The organism is Pseudomonas sp. S3E12, from assembly GCF_001702295.1.
Lineage (GTDB): Bacteria > Pseudomonadota > Gammaproteobacteria > Pseudomonadales > Pseudomonadaceae > Aquipseudomonas > Aquipseudomonas marginalis.
Genome location: NZ_MBDT01000038.1, coordinates 21557 through 43825, shown reverse-complemented (window position 1 = coordinate 43825; position 22269 = coordinate 21557). Strand labels below are relative to the sequence as shown.

At 62.6% G+C, this 22269-nt stretch carries 20 protein-coding genes; 8 read left to right on the top strand and 12 right to left on the bottom strand.

Annotation, left to right across the window (positions count from 1 at the left end; genetic code table 11):
* Nucleotides 1–3: 3 nt before the first annotated feature.
* Nucleotides 4–519 (top strand): single-stranded DNA-binding protein, encoded by a 516-nt coding sequence (locus BB029_RS31415; RefSeq protein ID WP_003232445.1) that lies wholly within the window; start codon nt 4–6, stop codon nt 517–519.
* Between the two features lie 81 nt (nt 520–600).
* Here BB029_RS31415 and BB029_RS31410 read toward each other — a convergent pair whose 3' ends face one another.
* On the bottom strand, nt 601–1425 hold the full coding sequence (locus tag BB029_RS31410) for an alpha/beta fold hydrolase (RefSeq protein ID WP_065942261.1): 825 nt from the start codon (nt 1423–1425) through the stop codon (nt 601–603).
* A 343-nt stretch (nt 1426–1768) separates the two neighbouring features.
* Here BB029_RS31410 and tam point away from each other — a divergent pair, with 343 nt between their 5' ends.
* Nucleotides 1769–2530, top strand: a complete 762-nt coding sequence (gene tam / locus BB029_RS31405; protein WP_065942260.1) for a trans-aconitate 2-methyltransferase — start codon at nt 1769–1771, stop codon at nt 2528–2530.
* Between the two features lie 21 nt (nt 2531–2551).
* Here the strand turns inward: tam and BB029_RS31400 are convergent, their stop codons facing one another.
* Nucleotides 2552–3115 carry a cysteine hydrolase family protein gene (locus BB029_RS31400; protein WP_065942259.1) on the bottom strand — a complete coding sequence of 188 codons (564 nt, stop codon included), beginning with the start codon at nt 3113–3115 and terminating at the stop codon, nt 2552–2554.
* Between the two features lie 96 nt (nt 3116–3211).
* Here BB029_RS31400 and BB029_RS31395 point away from each other — a divergent pair, with 96 nt between their 5' ends.
* The 3 genes from BB029_RS31395 (at nt 3212) to BB029_RS31385 (ending at nt 6197) form a co-directional block, all read left to right on the top strand.
* Nucleotides 3212–4171 carry a GlxA family transcriptional regulator gene (locus BB029_RS31395; protein ID WP_065942258.1) on the top strand — a complete coding sequence of 320 codons (960 nt, stop codon included), beginning with the start codon at nt 3212–3214 and terminating at the stop codon, nt 4169–4171.
* 171 nt (nt 4172–4342) lie between these two features.
* Nucleotides 4343–5452 (top strand): DUF3182 family protein, encoded by a 1110-nt coding sequence (locus BB029_RS31390; protein ID WP_065942257.1) that lies wholly within the window; start codon nt 4343–4345, stop codon nt 5450–5452.
* Nucleotides 5442–6197 (top strand): S9 family peptidase, encoded by a 756-nt coding sequence (locus BB029_RS31385; protein WP_027605173.1) that lies wholly within the window; start codon nt 5442–5444, stop codon nt 6195–6197. Before BB029_RS31390 ends, BB029_RS31385 begins: the two co-directional genes overlap by 11 nt.
* Nucleotides 6198–6202: 5 nt before the next feature.
* On the opposite strand, the gene BB029_RS31380 is transcribed toward BB029_RS31385, so the two are convergent.
* Genes BB029_RS31380 through BB029_RS31365 form a run of 4 tightly spaced genes read right to left on the bottom strand, consistent with a single transcriptional unit; the run spans nt 6203 to nt 10107 of the window.
* The gene (locus BB029_RS31380) at nt 6203–7159 is read right to left on the bottom strand and encodes a lysylphosphatidylglycerol synthase domain-containing protein (RefSeq protein ID WP_065942256.1); all 957 of its coding nucleotides are present in this window, start codon (nt 7157–7159) and stop codon (nt 6203–6205) included.
* Complete coding sequence (clsB, locus tag BB029_RS31375) at nt 7149–8411, bottom strand: cardiolipin synthase ClsB (protein ID WP_065942255.1); 1263 nt, start codon at nt 8409–8411, stop codon at nt 7149–7151. Before clsB ends, BB029_RS31380 begins: the two co-directional genes overlap by 11 nt.
* On the bottom strand, nt 8408–9184 hold the full coding sequence (locus tag BB029_RS31370) for an endonuclease/exonuclease/phosphatase family protein (protein WP_027605176.1): 777 nt from the start codon (nt 9182–9184) through the stop codon (nt 8408–8410). Before BB029_RS31370 ends, clsB begins: the two co-directional genes overlap by 4 nt.
* Nucleotides 9181–10107 carry a DUF72 domain-containing protein gene (locus BB029_RS31365; RefSeq protein WP_065942254.1) on the bottom strand — a complete coding sequence of 309 codons (927 nt, stop codon included), beginning with the start codon at nt 10105–10107 and terminating at the stop codon, nt 9181–9183. The genes BB029_RS31370 and BB029_RS31365 overlap by 4 nt, the downstream gene beginning before the upstream one ends.
* A gap of 244 nt (nt 10108–10351) precedes the next feature.
* Here BB029_RS31365 and BB029_RS31360 point away from each other — a divergent pair, with 244 nt between their 5' ends.
* The gene (locus BB029_RS31360) at nt 10352–12457 is read left to right on the top strand and encodes a mechanosensitive ion channel family protein (protein WP_065942253.1); all 2106 of its coding nucleotides are present in this window, start codon (nt 10352–10354) and stop codon (nt 12455–12457) included.
* An 11-nt stretch (nt 12458–12468) separates the two neighbouring features.
* Here the strand turns inward: BB029_RS31360 and BB029_RS31355 are convergent, their stop codons facing one another.
* Complete coding sequence (locus BB029_RS31355; RefSeq protein WP_065942252.1) at nt 12469–16716, bottom strand: DEAD/DEAH box helicase; 4248 nt, start codon at nt 16714–16716, stop codon at nt 12469–12471.
* Between the two features lie 166 nt (nt 16717–16882).
* Here BB029_RS31355 and BB029_RS31350 point away from each other — a divergent pair, with 166 nt between their 5' ends.
* A complete protein-coding gene (locus BB029_RS31350) occupies nt 16883–17767 on the top strand; it encodes a sugar nucleotide-binding protein (protein ID WP_027605180.1) in 885 nt (294 codons plus the stop codon).
* A 99-nt stretch (nt 17768–17866) separates the two neighbouring features.
* Here the strand turns inward: BB029_RS31350 and BB029_RS31345 are convergent, their stop codons facing one another.
* The 5 genes from BB029_RS31345 to BB029_RS31325 form a co-directional block, all read right to left on the bottom strand.
* Nucleotides 17867–18565, bottom strand: a complete 699-nt coding sequence (locus BB029_RS31345; RefSeq protein ID WP_027605181.1) for an OmpW family protein — start codon at nt 18563–18565, stop codon at nt 17867–17869.
* A 94-nt stretch (nt 18566–18659) separates the two neighbouring features.
* Nucleotides 18660–19181: a DUF3299 domain-containing protein gene (locus tag BB029_RS31340; RefSeq protein ID WP_065942251.1), complete on the bottom strand. Its 522-nt coding sequence runs from the start codon at nt 19179–19181 to the stop codon at nt 18660–18662.
* Nucleotides 19182–19192: 11 nt separating this feature from the next.
* A complete protein-coding gene (locus BB029_RS31335; protein WP_065942250.1) occupies nt 19193–20458 on the bottom strand; it encodes an ABC transporter permease in 1266 nt (421 codons plus the stop codon).
* Nucleotide 20459: 1 nt separating this feature from the next.
* Nucleotides 20460–21170 carry an ABC transporter ATP-binding protein gene (locus tag BB029_RS31330; protein ID WP_065942249.1) on the bottom strand — a complete coding sequence of 237 codons (711 nt, stop codon included), beginning with the start codon at nt 21168–21170 and terminating at the stop codon, nt 20460–20462.
* A 6-nt stretch (nt 21171–21176) separates the two neighbouring features.
* The gene (locus tag BB029_RS31325; RefSeq protein ID WP_065942248.1) at nt 21177–21776 is read right to left on the bottom strand and encodes a DUF2796 domain-containing protein; all 600 of its coding nucleotides are present in this window, start codon (nt 21774–21776) and stop codon (nt 21177–21179) included.
* Nucleotides 21777–21907: 131 nt separating this feature from the next.
* On the opposite strand from BB029_RS31325, the gene BB029_RS31320 reads away from it, so the two are divergent.
* Nucleotides 21908–22258 carry a hypothetical protein gene (locus tag BB029_RS31320; protein ID WP_065942247.1) on the top strand — a complete coding sequence of 117 codons (351 nt, stop codon included), beginning with the start codon at nt 21908–21910 and terminating at the stop codon, nt 22256–22258.
* Nucleotides 22259–22269: the final 11 nt, after the last annotated feature.

The window sequence follows — 22269 nt, the reverse complement described above, 5'->3', positions numbered from 1 at the left end:
GTTATGGCCCGTGGGGTTAACAAAGTCATATTGGTCGGTACATGCGGCCAGGATCCCGAAGTTCGCTACTTGCCTAACGGTAACGCCGTGACCAACCTGAGTCTGGCGACCAGCGAACAGTGGACCGACAAGCAAACCGGCCAGAAGGTCGAGAAAACCGAGTGGCACCGTGTGTCGATGTTCGGCAAGGTGGCAGAGATCGCCGGTGAGTACCTGCGCAAAGGTTCGCAGGTCTACATCGAAGGCAAGCTGCAAACCCGCGAGTGGGAAAAAGACGGCATCAAACGTTACACCACTGAAATCGTGGTCGACATGCAAGGCACCATGCAACTGCTGGGCGGCCGTCCACAGGGCGACCAACAAGGCCAGGGTGGCATGTCCAACTCGGCACCGCGCCCACAGCAGTCGCGTCCACAGCCAAGCCAGCAGCCACAGCGTGAGTCGCGCCCAGCGCCACAACAGGCCGCGCCGCAGCCAGCTCCGGATTTCGACAGCTTTGATGACGATATCCCGTTCTGAGCCGTGCCAAAGCTATTCGCTGCAAGCTGAAAAAAACCGCGCTGCCGACAAGGCCGCGCGGTTTTTTTGTATTGACGGCGCCTAACGCAGGGCGAAGGCCAGCATATCTGTGTTGACTCGCTGCTTGTGAGTGTCCGTCAAACCATGAGGCGCGCGCGAGTAGATCAGCAGTTCGGAGTGCGGGATCAAGAAGTTAGTCTGCAACGCAGAAGCCTGTATCGGCACGATTTGATCGTCGCTGCCGTGGATGATGAGCGTGGGCATATTGAAGTGCTTCAAGTCCTCTCGGAAGTCGGTTTCCGAAAACGCTTTGATGCTATCAAAAGTATTTTTATGCCCCCCCATGACACCCTGCATCCAGAATGAATTGATCAAGCCCTGAGAGGGTTCGACGCCCTCCCGGTTGAATCCGAAAAATGGGCCGCTGGCCAGATCAAGGTAGAGCTGCGAGCGGTTGGCGATGGAGTCGGCTCGCATGCCGTCGAAAACTTCAATGGGTGTCCCTTGGGGGTTGCTGACGGTTTTGAGCATCAGTGGCGTAACGGCGCAAATCAAACCCGCCTTGGCCACGCGCGCAGTGCCATGGCGAGCGATATACCGCGCGACTTCGCCGCCGCCGGTAGAAAATCCGAAAAGGATCACCTCTGTCAGATCCAGGTGTTCGATCAGCTCCGCCAAATCATCTGCGTAATGGTCCATGTCGTTGCCGTCCCAGGGCTGGCTTGAACGGCCATGCCCACGGCGATCATGCGCAATGGCGCGAAAACCGTTATTGGCGAAATGCAGCATCTGCGACTCCCAGCTGTCGCTGCTCAGTGGCCACCCGTGACAGAACACAACGGGCTGACCGCTGCCCCAGTCCTTGTAATAAAGATCATTGCCTTCGCGAGTTTTCAGATAAGACATGGCATAGCTCCATGGACATGCGGATGAATTTGGCTGGTGATGGCCAGAAAAATCGTCCGTGGACACTACGCTGGCATTTTCATTAACGCCCCCTTGATGCCGAGTCTGCACGGGGCAAAAATGAGTTTAGCTCGGTTTTTCGAGCGGCACTGCGGGAAAAAACCGTCTTCGGATGGTCGTCCTGCAACAGTTAAACGCCACTGAGGGGCATAGTGGTCGACGCCATGGCAGGTTTCTCGTGCCCCACACTTTCCAGGCAGGGAAGGCCAGCAATCCTGGAATTTGTTCTCATGACTAACAAGATTTAGGCTGTGGCCAACCTCTCAAAAGAAGGAAATCTGTGATGACCTGGTCCGCCAAGCAGTACACGATGTTCGAACGACAGCGCACGCGCCCTGTGCGTGATCTGGTCGCGGCCATTCCCAATGTCGATGTGCGCACTGCTGTCGATCTGGGGTGCGGTCCCGGCAATTCCACGCAAGTATTGGCCGAGCGTTTCCCAGAGGCGCAGGTCACTGGCCTGGACAGTTCCGACGATATGCTGGTCGACGCCCGCAAACGCCTGCCCGCGCTGAACTTTGAGCTGGCGGACATCGGTGCCTGGAGTCCGTCGCAGCCATTCGACGTGATCCTCGCCAACGCCTCGCTGCAATGGCTGCCAAACCACGCCACGCTCTATCCGCATCTGGTCGACCAGTTGGCGCCTGGCGGCACGCTCGCCGTACAAACCCCAGACAACCTCAATGAGCCCGCCCACCGGCTGGCGCGCGAAGTGGCTGCAGATGGCCCATGGGCGGCAAAGATCGGCGCGTTCCAACACAATGAGCGCCACTCGGCGAGCTACTACTACGAGTTGCTGAGCAAACACTGCGGCACCGTGGACGTATGGCGCACCACTTACCAGCACCCGTTGGCGGATCACGCGGCGGTGGTGGAGTGGTTCAAGGGCTCAGGCTTGCGACCCTTTCTTGCGCCACTGAGCGATAGCGAAAAAGCCGCCTTCCTACAGGAATACCAGGCGCGGATTACACAGGCTTATCCAGCACTAGGTGATGGCACCGTATTACTGCCCTTCCCGCGCCTGTTTATCATCGCGACCCGCTGACGGCACAGAAGCAAGCAGCGCTTACGCCGCTGCTGCTTGCGCCTTCAAATACTCATCCGCCGACACTACGCCCGCGTAGCCAAATGCCAACGACACCATATACGCGCCATGCACCTGCGCCGCCGGAATCACCTGTCCGTTGAATTCCAGGTCGCGGGTGGCGCACGCGTCATGAATCACCGTGACCTTGTAGCCCAGGTCCGCTGCGGCCCGCACCACCGCATCGATGCACATATGGCTCATGCTGCCGACCACCACCAGTTCGGTGATGCTGCGCTGTTCCAGAAGGGCGCGTAGAGGGGTTTCGCGGAACGCATTCACGAAATGTTTAAGCACCACCGGCTCGCTGCCCTCGTTCAGCACCTTGGGGTGCAAATAGGCACCCTCAGAGTTCGGCGTGAAAAACGGTGCATCCTCGGACGTGAACTCATGGCGCACATGAATCACTGCATCCCCGTTCTGGCGAAACGCCTGGAGCACCTGCGCAGCCTTGTCCGCGGCGGCTTCCACGCCATCGAGCGGCCACTTGCCTTGAGGGAAGTAGTCGTTCTGGATATCGATTAGGATGAGTGCTTGCTTGGCCATGGGTATTGCCTCGTGATGGGTTGATGGGGCCAGTATGTTAGCTGGCGCCGCAGCGGGGGATTGGCTGCACCGACAATAACAGGGGGAAAACTGACAATGGCGGTTGTTGAGCTGGGCGTGTTGATCTACCACGGTGCGCAGTTGGCAGCGGTGCACGGGCTGACCGATCTGTTTGGTGTCGCCAACCGGATCGCCGCCGAGCATCAATCCGCACAGCTGCCGTTGCTGCGGGTGAGCCACTGGCAGGTGGATGGCGATGGTATACCCACGCGGGTATTCGACAGCCACCCAGGGCCTGAGCAACCGATGATGGCGGTGCTGGTGCCGCCTTCAATCGGCGAGTTCACCGAAGACCAGGCGCCGCCCGCACTGCTCGAGTGGATTCGCCAGCAACACGCTGCGGGCACCGTGCTCGGTGGCGTTTGCATCGGTTCGATCCTGCTGGCGCGCAGCGGTCTGTTGGACGGGCGCAGCGCCACCACCCATTGGTCCTCAGCCAAATCCTTCGCGACCCGTTATCCGGCCGTACGCCTTGAGGCGGATAAACCGATCGTCGATGACGGCGACCTGATCACCACCGCCGGGCTGATGGCCTGGTCCGAGCTGGGCCTGCGCCTGGTCGACCGCCTGATGGGCCCCAGCGTTGCCGCCGCTACCGCGCGTTTCCTGGTGATCGAGCACAGCGACAGTGCCAGCCAGTGCGGCAGCAACTTTGCGCCGATCTTCAGCCATGGCGATGCGGCCATCCTCAAGGTCCAGCATTGGTTGCAAGCCAGTGGCGCGGTGGATGTGTCCGTGGCCGCCATGGCGCAAGAGGCGGGGCTGGAAGAGCGCACGTTCCTACGGCGTTTTCGCAGTGCCACGGGATTGAAGCCCACCGAATACTGCCAGCATTTACGTGTCGGCAAGGCGCGGCAAATGCTGGAATTCACCACCGCCACCATCGACCACATCGCCTGGACCGTGGGGTATCAGGACCCTGGTGCGTTTCGCGCCACCTTCAAGAGGATCACCGGTTTGGCACCCAGTGATTACCGCAGCCGTTTTGGCGTGTGAATCGTGCAGAACGCCCCACGGTCAAGGGGGTGTCGTGCAGAATAATACAGGCCAACTGCTATCGCTTTTTGCGCAAGTGATTGATTTCAAACCCCTCACTTTTGAACCTGCCTTGGCCTGATCCCTGCAACCTTCCACCCACACACATGGCGGGAAGGCCAAGGGGGATGCATGACCCCGACTCAACGCAAGAAATGGGTAGTCGCTCACTCCACGCGAGAAGGCGCTCCCCGGCATGAAGTCGAAACCAACCGAGCCCTTGCGCGCTGGCTGGCGCAAATCCTTGGGCTCAAGTACGGCGGTGATTACGATCCACGTAAACACGCCGGCCGTGAACGTTACCTGCTTCCCACGCAAACACTGATTGGCCCTGCGCAGGCGCGGGCCCTTAATATCAAGGGCCCCGAAGACCTGTGGGGCGGTTATGTGGAGCATGACTTCATCGGCACCAAAGCCATCAGTCACGGCCTGCTGGGCCCGGACGCCGCAGCCCCCGAAGGCTGGTCGCCGTTGTTCTGCGAGCGCGTGCGCGACGTTGTGCTGGACGGCCTGAGCGTATTTGCGCTCAACGATGCACGGGAAGCCGCCAAACGCCTGCTCTACAGCGGGCCGATCCGCCTGAAGCCGGTGCATGCCTGCGCCGGGCGCGGCCAGGAAGTTATCCACAGCCTGGATGAGTTCGAGGCCGTGCTGGCGCGCCCCGAAGCGGCCCGGATGTTCAGCGAAGGCGTGGTGCTGGAACAAGACCTGCACGATGTGGTCACCCATAGTGTGGGCCAGAGTTTTATCGGCGATCACGTCATCAGCTACTGCGGCGAGCAATACCTGACCCAGGACGGACAGGGCGAGGAGGTCTACGGTGGCTCCAACCTGCTGGTGGTGCCTGGCGGTTATGACGATTTGCTCAAGCTCGAGCTGCCCGGCGACGTGCGCCAAGCCATCGAGCAAGCCCAGGTCTTCGACGCGGCCGCCGATGAGGCTTACCCAGGTTTCTACGCGTCCCGGCGCAACTACGACATCGCCCAGGGCCTGGACAGCGACGGCCAGCGGCGCAGTGGTGTGCTTGAACAATCCTGGCGCATGGGTGGCGCCAGCAGCGCGGAAGTCGCGGCGCTGCAGAGCTTTATCAACCACCCGGGCCTCAAGGCCATTCAGGTGTCTTCGGTAGAGACCTACGTGGACCAGGCGCTGCCCGCGGATGCTATCGAGGTGTACCGAGGCCCGGCGGAAAACAGCGACTTTCTTCTCAAGTACGTGACGGTTAAATCTTATGACGGCTAGAAGCGAAAGCATTGCGATCGACATCGACGACGAACAGATGAGCGGCACGTTCCTCAGCCCCAAATCGAAGGTGCCGGGGGTGTTATTCGTGCACGGCTGGGGCGGTAGTCAGGAGCGTGACCTGGAGCGCGCCAAAGGTATCGCCGGCCTGGGATGCGTGTGCCTGACGTTCGATCTGCGTGGTCACGCGGGCACAGGTATTCCCTTGTCCCGCGTCACCCGGGAAGACAACCTGCGCGATCTGCTGGCGGCCTACGACCGACTGCTCTCGCACCCGGCCATCGACACCTCGGCGGTGGCGGTGGTGGGCACCAGCTATGGCGGCTACCTGGCGGCGATTCTCACCTCATTGCGCCCGGTGCGCTGGCTGGCGCTGCGCGTGCCGGCGCTGTACCGCGACCAGGAATGGCTCAAGCCCAAGCGTGACCTCGATAAGGCCGACCTGATGGATTACCGCAGCACCCTGGTGCACGCCGAAACCAACCGCGCGCTGCAGGCCTGCGCGCAATTTACCGGTGATGTGCTGATTGTCGAATCGGAAACCGACGACCATGTGCCCCACGCCACCATCATGAGCTACCGCGCGGCGTGCCAGCACACGCACTCCCTGACGCACCGCATCATCGATGGTGCCGACCACTCCCTGAGCGATCCAGTGTCACAGCAAGCCTACACCTCGATCCTGGTGGACTGGATCACCGAGATGGTGGTGGGCGAGCGGTTGAGCATCATCCAGTCCCAGTAACGCGATCATGCCGGTGTTTTCTTCACCCGTAATGCCTTGGCTTTGGCCTCGACACCGAGGTACATCACCAGAGCGATCAGCAGCGGCAGGATAAAGTAGATGGCGCGATAGGCGATCAGCCCGGCCAGCAAACTGCCCCGCGACGCTTCATGTTGCAGCAGTGCGATAAACACCGCTTCCAGTACCCCGAGCCCGGCGGGGATATGGGTGATGACACCGGCGATCGCGCTGATCAGCAGCACGCCCAGCACCAGCGGGTAGTCCAGCTTGGCGGGCAACAAGGTGAAAATCACCGCCGCCATCAGCGACCAGTTCAACGCGCCCAATGCCAACTGCAGGCAGGCCATGCGCAGCGACGGCAGGTTGATCTCGATGCCGCGAATCGACCACGCACGCTTTGTCGAGAATTGGCACGCCGCCAGATAGCCCAGGCTCGCCAGCACCAACAGCACACCCACGCCCTGCAGGGCGCCGCTGCTGAGCTTCCAGCCCGGCGGCATGGTCACCAGGCCGCTGCTGAACACCACCCCGGCCAATGCCATATAACCGAACCAATTGGTGGCCAGGCTCAGCCCGAGAATCTTGGCGATATTGCCGGTGCTCACCCCCAGCCGCGAATACAGCCGATAGCGCATGGCGATCCCGCCGACCCAGGCACTCAGGTTCAGATTGAACGCATAGCTGATGATCCCGACCGGCAGGATCTGCTTCCAGCGCAGCGGTTGGCGAATGTAGGTGCGGCCGATCAAGTCGAAGCAGGCGTAGACGATAAAGCTGCACAACGTCAGCGTGCCCGCGATCAGCAGGGTGCGCAGCTTGAAATCGCCCAGGGTCTGGAACACTTCGCTCCAGTCGATACGCCTTGCGAGCAGGGTGAACAGCACGATCAGCAACAGGAAGAACGCCACGGTCAGCGGTTTCTTCCAGCGCTTGAAGCGGGAACCGTTGGCTTCAGATGTCATGGGTTCGAGCCTCGAAGGGTTTCAACCGTGGCTTGTGCGCCGGCAACCAGCCGGTCAGCGCGGGGAAGTGGCGCATCACATGGAACACCAGGAAACCGACGGTCAATCGCCATAGCCACAGGCGCGGCTTGCGGTTTTCCGGCATGGTCTGGCAATGCTCCTTGGCGAGTACGTCCAGGCGTTCGTACAGTTGCTGATTGAACGCCCGGTCACGAATCAGCACGTTGGCCTCCAGGTTCAGCGACAGGCTTAACGGGTCGAGGTTGCTCGAACCCACGGTGCTCCACTCGTCATCCACCAGCGCAACCTTGCCGTGCAGCGGGCGCTGGCAATATTCATGAATCACCACGCCATCCTTGAGCAGGTAGTCGTAGAGCATGCGCGCGGCCAGCTTGGCCAGCAGCACATCGGGCTGGCCCTGCATGATCAATTGCACCTTCACGCCACGGCGCGCCGCATTGCGGATCTCGCGCAGCAGGCGGTAACCGGGGAAGAAATAGGCATTGGCAATCACCGCGCGTTCCCGGGCTTTGCTCAAGGCATGGATGTAGGCCTCTTCAATGTCGTCGCGGTGCTGCAGGTTGTCGCGGTAAATCAGGCGCACCAGGCCCTCGCCTGTGTCGGTCGGCCAAGGCGATGGCCGTTGCTGGCGCCGTCGCCAACCGCGCCGCGTGCGCACCTGGCGGCCGCTTTGGGCGAGGGCAAAATGATGCAGGTCGGCCACCGCCGGGCCTATCACCTGCACCGCGTAATCCTGCTTGGCCTCGGGGCCGAAATCCCCCAGGTGATCGGCAGAAAAATTGATCCCGCCGATAAACGCCACGGCGGCATCCACCACCACGATCTTGCGGTGCAGGCGGCGAAACCAGTTGGTGCGAATACCCAGGGTCTTGGACGCCGGGTCAAACATCTGCACGGCCACCCCGGCCTGGGCCAATTCGCCGAGAAAAGCGCGGCTCAGTTCGCCGCAGCCAAAGCCATCCAGGCTGACCACCACCTTGACACCACGCTGCGCCGCGTCGATCAAGATGCGTTGCAGCTCATGGCCGACCTTGTCTTCGAAGAGGATAAAGGTCTCCAGCAGGATCTCCCGCTGTGCCCCGCGCAAGGCGTCGAACACTTTGGGAAAGTACGCCTCGCCGTTCTCCAGCAACTCGAGCCGGTTGTCAGGCTGCCAGCCGTAATCGACGTCGCGGGCCTTGGCTTCATCCGGCGGCTGGTCGGTAGCAATGTGCTCAACGGCAATGTTCATAGTTCAATCTCCACCGACAGGGGCACGTGGTCTGACAGATGGGACCAGGGGCGGGTGGTCAGCACCTTGGGGTTATGAATCTTTAGATTGCGCACATAGATGCGGTCCAGCGCCAGCAGCGGCAGGCGCGCGGGAAAGGTGCGTGCGAGTTTGCCGTGGGCCTGCATGAAGACTTCCTGCAGGCCGCTCTGGCTGAGGTCGGCGCGTTGGCGCCAGTCATTGAAATCGCCGGCAACCACCAACGGCGCATCCGCCGGGATCTCGCTGATACGCTGCTCCAACAAGCGCAATTGCTGCTGGCGATGCACCTCGCGCAAGCCCAGGTGGATGCAGATCGCATGCACTTCCTGTCCGGTGCCAGGCAAGCGCAGCACGCAATGCAACAGGCCACGGTTTTCATGGCCGCTTTGGGAGATATCGAGGTTGTCGTAGCGCACGATCTGGAATTTCGACAGCAACGCATTGCCATGGTCGCCATGGGGGTAGACCGCGTTGCGCCCGTAGGCGAACTGCGGCCAGATGCTGTCGGCGAGGAACTCGTACTGCGGCATGTTCGGCCAGTCGCTGTAGCGCTGGGGATGGCGCTCGTGGGTGCCGTGGATTTCCTGCAGGAACACCATATCAGCGCCCACACTGCGCACTGCTTCGCGCAGTTCCGGCAGGATGAAACGTCGGTTCAAGGCGGTGAAGCCCTTGTGGATATTGACCGTCAGCACCGTGAAGTGGGTGATGGCGACGGTGGGCGTAATGGGGACCCATTCCGGATGTGTCATGGCAACACCCCCGGTTCAGGCAACTTGCCGGGTTCGGTGCAAAGCTGCCTGTCCAGCCCGAAACGCTGCAGCAAGTGGCGTGCATCGAAGGGCGCACGCACTTTGATGTCATTGTCGAAAAAGCAAAACACATCCCGCTGTTTGCGGGCGCGCGGTTTGTGCTGCGGAGCGGCCAGGTGCGCATCGGCCGGTTGCTTGCCGTGGGCCCAACGTTCGATGCGATCGCCCCAGCGCTTGAGGGCTTCATCGGTATAACCGCTGGCGTACAGCTGCTTGTCGCCGTGCAAACGCAAGTACATGAAGTTGGCGGTAACATCTTCGAGATACGGCCACTTGCCGGCGGTGTCTGCCACCACCAGCGCCACGCTGTGCTTTTCCAGCATCTGCACGAACTCCGGCACCGCAAAACTGTTATGACGAATCTCCACCGCGTGGCGCAGGGCGCGCTTGCCGTGGGCCTGCAGGCTGGCCTTGCCGTTCAGGCGCGGCTCATGCTGGTGGGCGAGGGTGGCGGCCTGCCGGGTGTCGGTGGGCAATTCGGCGAGGAAGGCTTCGAACAGCAGCGGATCGAATTTAAAGCTGGGCGGAAACTGCCACAGGATCGGGCCGAGTTTGTCTTTCAGCTCCAGCACTCCGGAGGCGAAGAAGTTCGCCATCGGCTTGTGCACATCCTGCAGGCGCAGGATATGCGTGATGTAGCGCGGTGCCTTGACACTGAACATGAAGTCTTCAGGCGTCTGGGCATACCACTCGGCGTAACGCTTGGGAGTTTGCAGCGCGTAGAACGAACCGTTGATCTCGATGCTGTTGACGGCGCGTGACGCAAACTGCAGCTCGCGTTTCTGGGTCAGCCCCTCGGGGTAGAAATCCCCCCGCCAAGGCGTGTAGCGCCAGCCGGAAATGCCGATATGAATCGCCGCCATGGTTACTCCCGTCGATGTGGGTCGATTGACCTCCGTTTTGGGATGACCGTGCAATTTGCGCGAAAGTTTCCACCGTCCTACAGACGGTGCAGGTTCAAAACTGTGCAAAGGGGCCACCACGCCTCACCCCGGCATGCAGGCCGCATTTGATAGTTGCCCAAGCGGCAAAGATGCTGAAACAGGGGAACGATCAGTGCTCAAATCCGTCAGTTCCTTACAGACCCTTCTGAAGGAGCCCGGTGTTTTGCTGAATCTAAAGACTGCATTACTGCTCGGCGCGCTGCTGTTCTGCGGCAGCGGCGCACTGTACGCCGCGGCCACCGCGCCGGAGCCCGAGGCACCGGCCAAACCGGAGTTGCTGGTGGAGGGTGGATTGCTCGGTGCCATCAGTTCCAGCATCGATGATGTGCAGAACAAGCTCGACCTCAATCAGAACCTCGTTGATGCCTGGCGCTTGCGCGCGGATCGGGCGGCGGATGAAGTCGGCCGGTTGGTTGACCAGACGTCGGAGCGTTCGCCGTGGAGCGTGGCCGGCGACTTCCTGCTGCTGTCCAGTGTGTGGATTGGCGCCTTCGCGCTGTTGACGTTGCTGGGGCGCTTTATCGTGCGGCGCTTGAACCGGCGCCAGTTCGTCGAACGCCGCAGGCGCCTGCAAGGCGTACTGGGTTATGTGGTGCCCTACACGATCCCGGCGCTGATCTGCCTGCCGCTGACGCTCTATGTCAGTCACTTCCTGCCCACGTCCATAGGCCGCGCCCTGGCGCTGTGCTTTGCCTATGCGACCAGCAGCGGCATCTTCTCCACGTCGATGCTGCTGTGCGTGATTGTGATGTTCAACGTCGGCCATAAGCGGCCGGCGGTGCAGATCATTCGCGACTACTGCCCCAAGCCGCTGTTCCTGATCGGCTTCCTCGCCGCCCTCAGCGACGCCCTGACCAGTCCGCAGATCGCCCGCCAGCTCGGCGGCAATATCACCAGCAGTATCGCGGTGTTTACCGGCCTGTTCGCGGCGGTGATCTTTGGCGTGCTGGTGGTGCGCCTGCGCCGCCCGGTGGCCCACCTGATTCGTAATCGACCGCTGGCCCAGCGCCTGAAACACCCGGCGTTGCAACAGTCGCTACGGATATTTTCCGGCCTTTGGTACTGGCCGATCCTGTTGATGGTGCTGGTCTCGGCGATCAACCTGATCGGCGCCGGAGACGACAACCAGAAAGCCCTGCGCTGCGCGCTGTTCACCACGATTCTGTTGATCGGCACGGTCTTCCTGAGCACGGTGCTGCAACACCTGTTCAAGTCCCGCAGCCAAGTGGCGATCCAGCGCAGCAGTGCCTATAAGGAGCGTTTCCTCAGCCTCTTGCATGCGATCCTGCGTATCGTCATGGCCATCGCCTTTATCGAAATCCTCGGGCGCATCTGGGGCGTATCGCTGTTCGAATTTGCCCAGCGCAACTCGGTAGGCCGTGCGATCAGCGACTCCCTCAGCAGCATCGGCCTGATCCTGTTGATGACATGGTTGTTCTGGGTCGTACTCGACACGGCGATCCAGGAAGCGCTGAAACCGCCGGTGAACAAACGCTCCAATCGCCAGCCCAGCACAAGGGTGAAGACCATCCTGCCGCTGCTGCGCAATGCGATCAAAATCATCCTGGTGGTGATCTGCGCAATCACCACCATGGCCAACCTGGGCATCAACGTCGCGCCGTTGCTGGCGGGGGCCGGTGTGGTCGGCCTGGCGATTGGTTTCGGCTCCCAGCAATTGGTGCAGGACGTGATCACCGGCCTGTTCATCATCATCGAAGACACCTTGTCCATCGGCGACTGGGTGGTGCTCGACTCCGGCCACGCCGGCACCGTCGAAGGCCTGACCATCCGCACCCTGCGCCTGCGCGACGGCAAGGGGTTCGTGCATTCGGTGCCGTTCGGGCAGATCAAGGCGGTCACCAACCAGTCGCGGCAATTTGCCTATGCGTTCTTCTCGGTGCAGTTCACCTACGACACCGATGTGGACAAGGCCGTGGAACTGATCCGCGAGGCCGGGCAGTCGATCCGCGACGATGTGTTCCTCAAGTACAACCTGCAAGGGCCGCTGGAGGTGTTTGGCGTCGACAAGATGGACCTCAATGGCGTGGTGCTCACGGCGCAGTTTCGTACTGTGTCGGGTGGGCAATACGCGGTGAGCCGTGCGTTCAACCAGCGTTTGAAAAAGCTTGTGGATAACTGTGATGAGGTGCACTTCGCGCAGACTTATCCACAGCAGGTTTTGTTGCCCAAGCGTGCATCCCAGGTGGATGAGCCGGATGAAGAGGTGCCGGCGTCGGTGGTGTTGACGGAGCAGCCCAGGCCTCAATGAGGCCCTCAAATTCAATGCCTGATCAACTTCTCCTGCACCGCCTGCTGATCCACCTCCAGCAACAGCTGCTGCTTGCCGGCGACCATCACCGCCGCCGGCAACCCATCCCGATACACAATTCGATTCCCACTCACCGCCGGCACCTTGCTGCCCGGCAACAGTGTGCCCACCAGGTTCAGCGGGTCAGCCCCGCACACGGCGATCAAACTCCCGTCATGGGGCCTGCGCCGCACTTCGCGCAGCAACGGGATCGCTTCGGGCAACGCAAACTGCTCACCCGCCAGCCCGCTGACAAACCGCCCGCCGCGAATCTCACCCCGGGCCTCCAGCCGATGGAATGTGCGTAGCAGTTCGCGCCAACTCGGCAACCAATCCGCCTCGCGCTCCAGCAAACGCCAGAACACCACGCCATAACGGCGCAGCAAGGTCATCGCCACATGTTCCAGGGTTTCGGCCGAGTGCGGGCCGGCGGCGGTCGATGGGCGGCGAATCAGCGCCCAGCGCCCGGCATCGTCCATGCCGCCGATAAACGCCCCACGCCCGCGCCGACTGCTGCGCGCCTGGCGCTTGCTGGCCGGGGTGGTCAGTGCGCGCAACCCGGCAAAACTGTCGGCATTCACCAGGCCGGCGCCGACCAGTTCCTGCAACGCGCTTTCCAGTTCGCTGCGCAGCAGATGGGCTTCGTGCACCAGCTCATCGAAAAACAGCGCGCCGTGTTCGCGCAAGGCCAGGTGGACTTTCTGCGCCTTGGGCGACAGCGTCGTGCTGTCGGTGGGTTCGGTGAGCCCGCTCCACAATGCCACCTGGCTGCGCGGCAACAGCACCACCGGCGTACTGCGCAGGGCCATGGCGCCGGACTTGTTGCTCAAGCGCGTCCACACCAGCTTGCCGCTGCGGCACAGCTCGTCGAGCCAGGTCGATGAGTAATCCTTGAGCCGTGCACTGAGCAGGTCACTGTCCCAGGCCGACGTGGCGGCGGCGTAGCCTTCGAACTGGCCGACAATCTGCGGCAGCATGGCGCTGCTCTGGCCCCGCGTGCTGTCGGATAGGTGCTGCCAATCGAACAGGAAGCGCATGAAATCCTGCAGTGCCACCGGCTCGATTTCCCGGCGCAGGCGCTTGACCGTGTAGCGATGAATGCGTGCAAGCAGATGTCGTTCGCACCATTGTTCCTCGAGTGCGCCGGGGCTGAAGTGACCGCGCAGCACGTAGCCTTCCTGCTCCAGGCGTGCCAGCGCCTGGGTGATGTCGGCCACCGGCAAGGTCAGTGGCGCGGCGATCTCGATAATGCTCTGCGGGCCGAAGCCACCCAGGCGCGCACGCAGCACTTCTACCAGCGCGTCGTCAAAGGTCCATGCCTCATCGAAGCCGGGGAGCAACGGCAAGTTGTTGGGGTAGATCGCCTGCAAACATCCCAGGCGTTCCAGCGCGACCCACAGGCCATTGGACAACTGAAAGGCGCGTCCACCCTTGGCCAAGGCGTTCAGCCACTCGGCCCATTGCGCCGTGACTTCGTGACTGGCGATGCACGCCAGGCTCATCAGTGCCTCATGCATTTCATCCACGCCATGGGGCGCCGGCCAGGCCTCTTCGCGCACGCCGGCGATGGCGTCCGCATCCAATGCGCCGAGGTCGTCGGTGCTCTGCGGGTCGCTCCAACGGCGGTTGAGCACGGCCTGGGTGCGGCGTTCTTCCAGCGGTGCGTCGTCGAGAAAGGTGTAGGGGCGCGCGCTGAGGATTTCGGCGGCCATGGGCGAGGGCGCCGGCAGGTCGCGGCTGATCAAGCGCACGTCGCCGCGCTCCATGCGCCGAAGCAAGGCAAGCCAGGCGTCGCTGTCCATGGCTTCGTGCAGGCAGTCGTCGAGGGTTTGTTCCACCAGCGGGTGCTCGGGCACTTCGCGTTCGCCGGCGAGGTTTTCCAGGCAGGCGATCTGGTCGGGGAACACACTGGCGATCAGGTCTTCGCTCTTCATACGCTGCAGCTGCGGCGCCACTTTGCGCCCGCCGGTAAAGCGCGGCAGCGCCAGGGCCACGCCGGCGTTCCAGCGCCAGCGCACGCCGAACAGCGGCGCATCCAGCACCGCCTGGATCAGCAGGTGTTCAGCACTGTTGCTGTTGAGGTAACGCCACACCTCATCCAGCTCGAAACTGTGGCTGGTGGACAGCGACAGCACGATCGCATTTTCGCTGGCTGCCGCCTGCAATTCGAAATTGAAGGTGCGGCAAAAACGCTTGCGCAAGGCCAGGCCCCAGGCCCGATTGACGCGGCTGCCGAACGGCGTGTGGATGATCAACTGGGTGCCGCCGGATTCGTCGAAAAACCGCTCCATGATCAACGTGTCTTGGGACGGCAACGCGCCGAGGGCCAGGCGCGCGCGGGCCAGGTAGTCGAGGATCTGTTCGGCGCTGGCGCGGTTCAGGCCAAGGGTGCCGGTGAGCCACTCTTGCGCCGGTTGCAGGTCGCCAGGGCTGGCGCTGAGCAGGGTGTCGAGTTGCCCCTGCAAACGCGCGACAGCGGCGGACAACTCATTGCTGCGCCCCGGCGCTTCGCCGAGCCAGAACGGAATGGTCGGCGGCTGGCCATGGGCGTCTTCGACCCGCACTTTGCCGGCTTCGACCCGCAAGATCCTGTAGGACGTATTACCGAGCTGGAAGATATCCCCGGCGATACTTTCCACCGCGAAGTCTTCGTTGACGCTGCCGATGTTCAGGCTCTGGGGTTCGAGCAACACACTGTAATCGGCGTTGTCGGGGATGGTGCCGCCGCTGGTCACGGCGGTCAGCCTGGCGCCACGGCGGCCGCGCAGGGTGCGGGTCAGGGCATCGCGGTGCAGGTACGCGCTGCGGATACCCTGGCGCCCGTTGTAGCCGTCGGCGAGCATCTGTAGCAGCGCCTGGTAGTGGCGTTCATCCAGGACGGCGTAGGGCGCGGCGCGGTGGATCAGGTCGAGCAGGGCCTGCTCCGGCCACTCCTGGGCACTGACCTCGGCGATGATCTGCTGGGCCAGCACGTCCAGGGGCGCCACCGGGATCTGCAAGGTGTCCAGTTCGCCCCGCCGCACACAATCGAGCAGGGCGGCGCATTCGATCAGGTCGTCGCGGGTGGTGGCGAACAGGCGCCCCTTGGGCGTGCCGCCGACCTGATGCCCGGAGCGGCCCACCCGTTGCAGAAAACCGTTGATGGAGCCCGGCGAACCGATCTGGCACACCAAATCGACATCGCCGATATCAATCCCCAGCTCCAGGGATGCGGTGGCGATCAGCACTTGCAACTCGCCGGCCTTGAGCCGTTGCTCGGCATCCAGGCGCATTTCCTTGGCCAGGCTGCCGTGGTGGGCGGCCACGGCGCTCTTGCCCAGGCGCTCGCTCAGGTGCCGAGCCAGGCGTTCGGTCAGGCGCCGGGTGTTGACGAAGATCAGCGTGGTGCGGTGCTCACGGGCAAGGGCGGCGAGACGGTCGTAGACCAGCTCCCAGACATCGTTGGCCATCACCGCCGACAGCGGCACCGGCGGCACTTCGATATCCAGGTCACGGCGGCGGGCATGGCCGATGTCGACGATGTCGCACGTTCGCTCAGTGCCCACCAGAAAGCGCGACACCGCCTCGATAGGCTTTTGCGTGGCCGACAGACCGATGCGGGTCAGTGGCTCGGCACACAAGCCTTGCAGGCGTTCCAGGCTCAGGGCCAGGTGGCTGCCTCGCTTACTGGCGGCGATGGCGTGGATTTCATCGACGATCACCGTGCGCGCGCTGGCCAGCATGTGCCGGCCGGAGTCCGAGCCCAGCAGCACGTAGAGCGATTCCGGTGTGGTCACCAGGATATGCGGCGGGCGCTTGCGCATCTGTGCGCGGTCTTTCTGCGGGGTGTCGCCGGTGCGCACGGCGGTGCGAATCACCAGCGGCGGCAGGCCCAGGCGCTGCAAATGCTCGGTGATCCCGGCCAGCGGGGTTTGCAGGTTGATCTGGATGTCATTGGACAGCGCCTTGAGCGGCGACACATACACCACCAGCGTCTCGTCCGGCAGTTGCCCGCCGTTGGCCAGGCCCTGGTGCACCAGGTCATCGAGCACCGCGAGGAACGCCGTCAACGTCTTGCCGGAGCCGGTGGGCGCCGCGATCAGCGTCGAGCGGCGCTGGCGGATCAGCGGCCACGCCTGGGCCTGGGCGCTGGTCACCGAAGGGAAGGTGTGTCGGAACCAGGTGCTGACGGCGGGGTGGAAGCCGTTCAAGACCGTGTCGGTTGATTCAGGAAGGTTCATGCCTAAGTTATGCAGCCCACTCCAACAAGTTGCAACCCCGCACTTTATCCGTGACGGTTGCGCTACAAACCCGCAAAATGCAACGATTCTGGAATAAACCTACGGCACGCCTCACGGGCTTGCCGACCATAACCATCGTTCCAAACAGACCGGGCCTGCTCAATCTATGCGAATGCGCCTTATGTTACTGGGCGGCGGGAATGCCCTCGGGCAGGCGCTGATTCGCCTCGGTGCAGAGGAAGACATTGGTTTCCTCGCACCCAAACCGCCCCAAGACGGCTGGGATGCCGCAAGCCTCACCCAATTGCTCGACGACACCCGTCCCGATGCGTTGATCAACCTCGCCTACTATTTCGACTGGTTCCAGGCCGAAGCCGTCAGCGAAACCCGCCTGGCCGCCCAGGAGTTCGCCATCGAGCGCCTGGCCGAATTGTGCCAGCACCACAACATTACCCTGCTGCAACCGTCCAGCTACCGCGTGTTCGATGGCTCCCGCGCCACCGCCTACAGCGAAAAGGACGAGCCGGTGCCCCTGGGCCTGCGCGGCCAGGCGTTGTGGCGGATCGAGCAGAGCGTGCGCGCGACGTGTCCGCAACATGTGCTGTTGCGTTTTGGCTGGCTGCTGGATGACAGCGTCGACGGTACCCTCGGGCGCTTCCTGGCCCGGGCCGAGAAACCGGATGAGTTGCTGATGGCCGACGACCGCCGCGGTAACCCGACGCCGGTGGACGATGCCGCACGGGTGATCATCTCGGTGCTCAAGCAACTCGATTGCGCGGCGCCGCTGTGGGGCACTTACCACTACGCCGGGCATGAGGCGACCACGCCGCTGGCGCTGGGCCAGGCGATCCTCACCGAAGCGCGCAGCTACCATGCGCTGGCCATTGAAGCGCCCACCGCCCAGGCCCACGCGGCACGGCCGGATGCGGCAGACGAACCGCAGCATGCGGTGCTGGCCTGCAAGAAAATCCTGCACACCTTCGGCATCAAGCCGCGGGCGTGGCGAGCGGGGTTACCGGCGTTGCTGGACCGGTTCTACCGCCATAGCTGACACGACACAAAGCAAAATGTGGGAGGGGGTTGCTATGGTGATGGGGACTTGTCCCTCACCACAGCAACCCCCCCTCCCACATTGGTTATGCAGTGTTGCTTAGAACTTGTAGCCGATACCCACCATGTAAACCATCGGGTCAACGTCCACATTGACCTTGGCACGGGTGCCAGGCGCCACGGCGTTGTTTTCCACGGTGGCCTTGGTGCTGATGTCGATGTAGCGCGCCTGGGCGTTGATCATCCACTTGTCGTTGATCATGTAGTCCGCGCCGATCTGCGCAGCCCAGCCCCAGGAGTTCTCGGCCTTGAAGTTGCTGAAGCCGGCTTCGGAGGCGCGGCTGCCGACGTGTTCGTCGTAGATCCAGGTGTAGTTGATACCGGCGCCTACGTACGGCTGGAACGGGGATTTGTTGTCCAGCGGGTAGTACACGACGCTCAGGGTCGGTGGCAGGTGTTTCAGCGTACCGAGCTTGCCGTTGGCGGCGCCGAGGGCGGTGCCCTTGATCTTCACGTCATGCTCGAACGGCGTGGCCGCCAGCAGTTCGATACCGACATGGCTGGTGAGCATGTAGGCGAAGTTCAAGCCCAGCTGGGTGTCGCTACTCATGGTCGCCTTGCCGCCCAGGTTGGCGCCGGCCAGTGGGCCCTGGTCAACTTTGACGGTGCTGCTGTCTGCCTTCGGGTTCACGGTGATTGCACCGGCACGAATCAGAATGTCGCCCGCTTCGTGAGCGTGGACGGCAGGGGCGGCGAGTGCGAGGGCGAAGAGGGACGCGCCGAGCAGAGACTTGTTCATGGGAGCTCCAGAGGACGTTTAGAAGTTGTACGTCCAATGGTAAAGATCGTTCCGTCCGGTCTTTTGACTCAGCTCAATGAAAGGGCGATCAGCGTTATTCCGGCAGTTCGTAGATATAAATTTTCTCGGCATCCATCTGATAGCCGGCGTCGGCCAGTTCACTGGTGGACGGTTTGACCTGCATCGCCCCCTCGATCCAGTACGGCTGGTAGAGCTCATCGAGCTTCACGCCGAGTTCGCTTTTCACGTGCACGATCTGATTCGATGGCGGCGGCGGCACATGGATGCACGCGCCGAAGTACGGCACCAGCAGGAACTCGGTGGTGCGGCCTTCTTCACTGACTTCCAGCGGCACGATATACCCGGGCAGGCGGATGTGCTGGCCATCGAGGCTCTGCACCACCGGCGCATTGGGCAGATCCTGCTTGGCCGCTGGCGCCGCTTCGACGGACAAGGCATCGGCCATGTTCGACAGGTCGTGCAGCGGTTTCATGTTGGGGATTTCCGGCGGCGCGTCCGGCGGGATCATCTCCTGCCAGGACAAGTCCTTGGGCTGGTCCTCTGCCCAGGCGGGCACGGCCACCAGCAGCAATAATGCAAACAGAGCGCGACGCATCGAAGCCTTCCTCATAAACGTATGGACAGGCCATCGGCCAGGGATTGTCGGTAGGCGCGCCACGCGGGCACGCTGCCCATCAATAGCGCTGCAGCCAGGATACCGGCGAGCAGGGTCCATTCATATTCGCTGGGCCACGACATCGGCAGGTCGAGACCGTAATTGGCCTGCAAATACCCGCGCGATGCGGCGATGCACACATACAGCAAGCCCACGCCTGCGATCACGCCGGACAGGGCCAGGGCGAAGGCTTCGAAAATCAGCAAGGTTGCGATATGCCACGGCCGCGCGCCCACCGAGCGCAGGATCGCCATTTCGCGGCGGCGTTCGTTGAGGCTGGTGAGAATCGCCGTGAGCATGCCGATCAAACCGGTCAGCACCACGAACAGCGAGATCACGAACAGGGCTTTTTCGGCGGTGCCCATCATGCTCCACAGCTCTTGCAGCGCCACGCCGGGCAGGATCGCCAGCATCGGTTCGCCACGGAATTCGTTGATCTCCCGCTGCAGGGCGAAGGTGGAAATCTTGTTGTTCAGGCCGAGCATAAAGGCCGTGATGGCTTGCGGGGTGAGGTCCATGTTGCGCGCCTGGTCGGCACTGATGCGGCCTTTGCCCTGGGCCGGTACGCCGTTGTGCCAGTCGATATGGATCGCCTCCATACCGCCGAGGCTGATATGCAGCGTGCGGTCCACCGGTGTACCGGTGCGCTTGAGAATACCGACCACGGTGAACGGTTTGTCATCGTGTTTTACCAGGCTGACCACCGCCACGCCGTGGGCCAGCACCAGCTTGTCGCCGAGCTTGTAGTGCAGGGCATCGGCGACTTCGGCGCCGAGTACTACTTCGAACGGGTCGGTGGCGAAGGCACGGCCGCTGGCCAGCTCCAGGTTTTGCTTGCGCCCGTACTGGTAGTGCTCGAAGTACGACTCGTTGGTACCCATGACGCGGTAGCCGCGGTGGGAGTCGCCGAGGGAAATCGGGATCGCCCATTTCACCTGGGGGCTGGCGGCGAAGTGCTCGTAGCTGTCCCACCGAATGTTGTTGGTGGCGTTGCCGATGCGGAACACCGAGTACAGCAGCAGGTTGACCGAACCGGAGCGCGCGCCGACGATCAGGTCGGTGCCGCTGATGGTGCTGGCGAAACTGTTGCGCGCCTCAACGCGCACGCGCTCCACCGCCAGCAGCAGGCACACCGACAAGGCGATGGCGAAGGCGGTGAGGAGCGCGGTAAAGCGGCGGTTAGCCAGGCTGGCCATGGCTAGACGAAACAGATACATCTCAAACCTCTGCGGGCGTGGCGGCGCGATTGAGTTCGGCCAGCGACAGGTTGCGGTCGAACAACGGCGCCAGGCTCTGGTCATGGCTGACAAACAACAGGCTGGCGCCGGCTTCGCGGCATTCGGCGAACAGCAGTCGAATGAAGGCTTCGCGGGCGTCGTAGTCCAGGGCCGAGGTGGGCTCGTCGGCGATCACCAGCTCCGGTTGGCCGATCAGCGCACGGGCGGCGGCCACCCGTTGCTGTTGGCCGATGGACAACGAGTCGGCACGGCGCTCCAGCAGGTCTTTGTCCTTCAAACCCAGGTGCGCCAGCAAGGTCGCGGCGGCCTGGTCGACGCTGCCGTGGCGTTGGATCGCCCGTTGCGCGCGCAGCTTGGAAAAGTGGCAGGGCAACTCGACGTTCTCGCGCACCGACAGGAACGGCAGCAGGTTGAACTGCTGGAAGATATAGCCGGTGTGGTCAACACGAAAGCGGTCCCGGGCGCCGGCCGAGAGTTCGGTCAGCTCCTGGCCGAGCAGGCGGATGCTGCCCTGGTTGGGCTTCTGCACACCGCCGAGCAGGCCGAGCAAGGTGGTTTTGCCACTGCCGCTCGGCCCCTTGAGAAACAGGGTTTCCCCCGCTTCCAGGCGGAACGCGGGGATGTCCAGTAACTGTGGGTGACCGGGCCAGTTAAAGCCCAGGTCAGACAGTTCGATCAATGGGTGGGTCATGGGCACTCAGAACTTCAGGGTGGCTGCGGTGGCGGTCGCTTCAACACCTTGCTGGCCGCTCGGGCCGATCAGTTGTACCTGAATTTTCTGGGTGGCGGGGAAGGTCTTGAACACCTGGGTCAGGTCCAGGTTGCCCAGGGCGGTCGGCGTGGCACAGGTGAATTGGTAGTGGGCGTGGATTTCACTGTGATCGTGATGATGCTCGTGGGTACCGCCTTTGGCGTCGTGGTCATCATCGTCGTCGTGGTCGGCTTCCGGTTTGTCGCCGAACAGCGGGCTGTTGAGTTCCTGGGAGCTGATCACGCAACCCGCTGCCTTGGGCAGGTTGAACAGCGCCAGTGGGTTCTCCAGTTGTTTGCGTGCAGCGGCGACCTTGGCTTTGTCGGCTGCGCTGGTGGCGAGGTGTTCGAAGCCCACCAGGTTCATCGCCGGGCTGTCCAGTTCAAGCTCCAGGGCCTGGCCGTCGAGTACCGCGTTAAGGCGGCCTACGCCATGTTCGTGGGCGCCGAGGCTGCCGTGTTCGTGATCGTGGTCATGCTCGTCGGCAGCTTGAGCGATGGCGAGTGGCAACAGGGCAAACGGCAAAGCAAGCAACAGACGGCGCATGGGAAAGCTCCACAGATGAAAGTTTTGTTATGTGATCTTATAACAATAGTGCCGAGAGTTTGCCCGCCCGCTTGGCGTTGCGCAAGCCGCATGGGAGCATGCTCGTCAGAAAAAATGCAGGAGTAAGGACGATGTTGCGAATTCGTGGAACCATCGGCGACCTGCCGGTGGACTTGACCCTGGAGCTGGACGACGGCGATTGGGCGCGACTCGGCGCGCAGTTGCAGGCAACGCCCATGGCAAGTGCGCCCGCCGCGCCGGCAGCGCCGGTCAAGCAGAACGATGATCTGTGGCAGAACGCCCAGGACCTGTTGCGCAACGCCGGGCAACTCAGCGGTCTGGAGCTGCTTGATCGACTGGAAGGTTTGGCGGGGGATGCCGCGGCGGGCAAGCGCCTGTTGGTGCGCCTGCGCCATAGCGCCAAGGTCAAGGTGGCCAGCGGCGGGGATACGCCGCTGTATACCTGGATCGAACCCTTGTAGGCGCGAGCTTG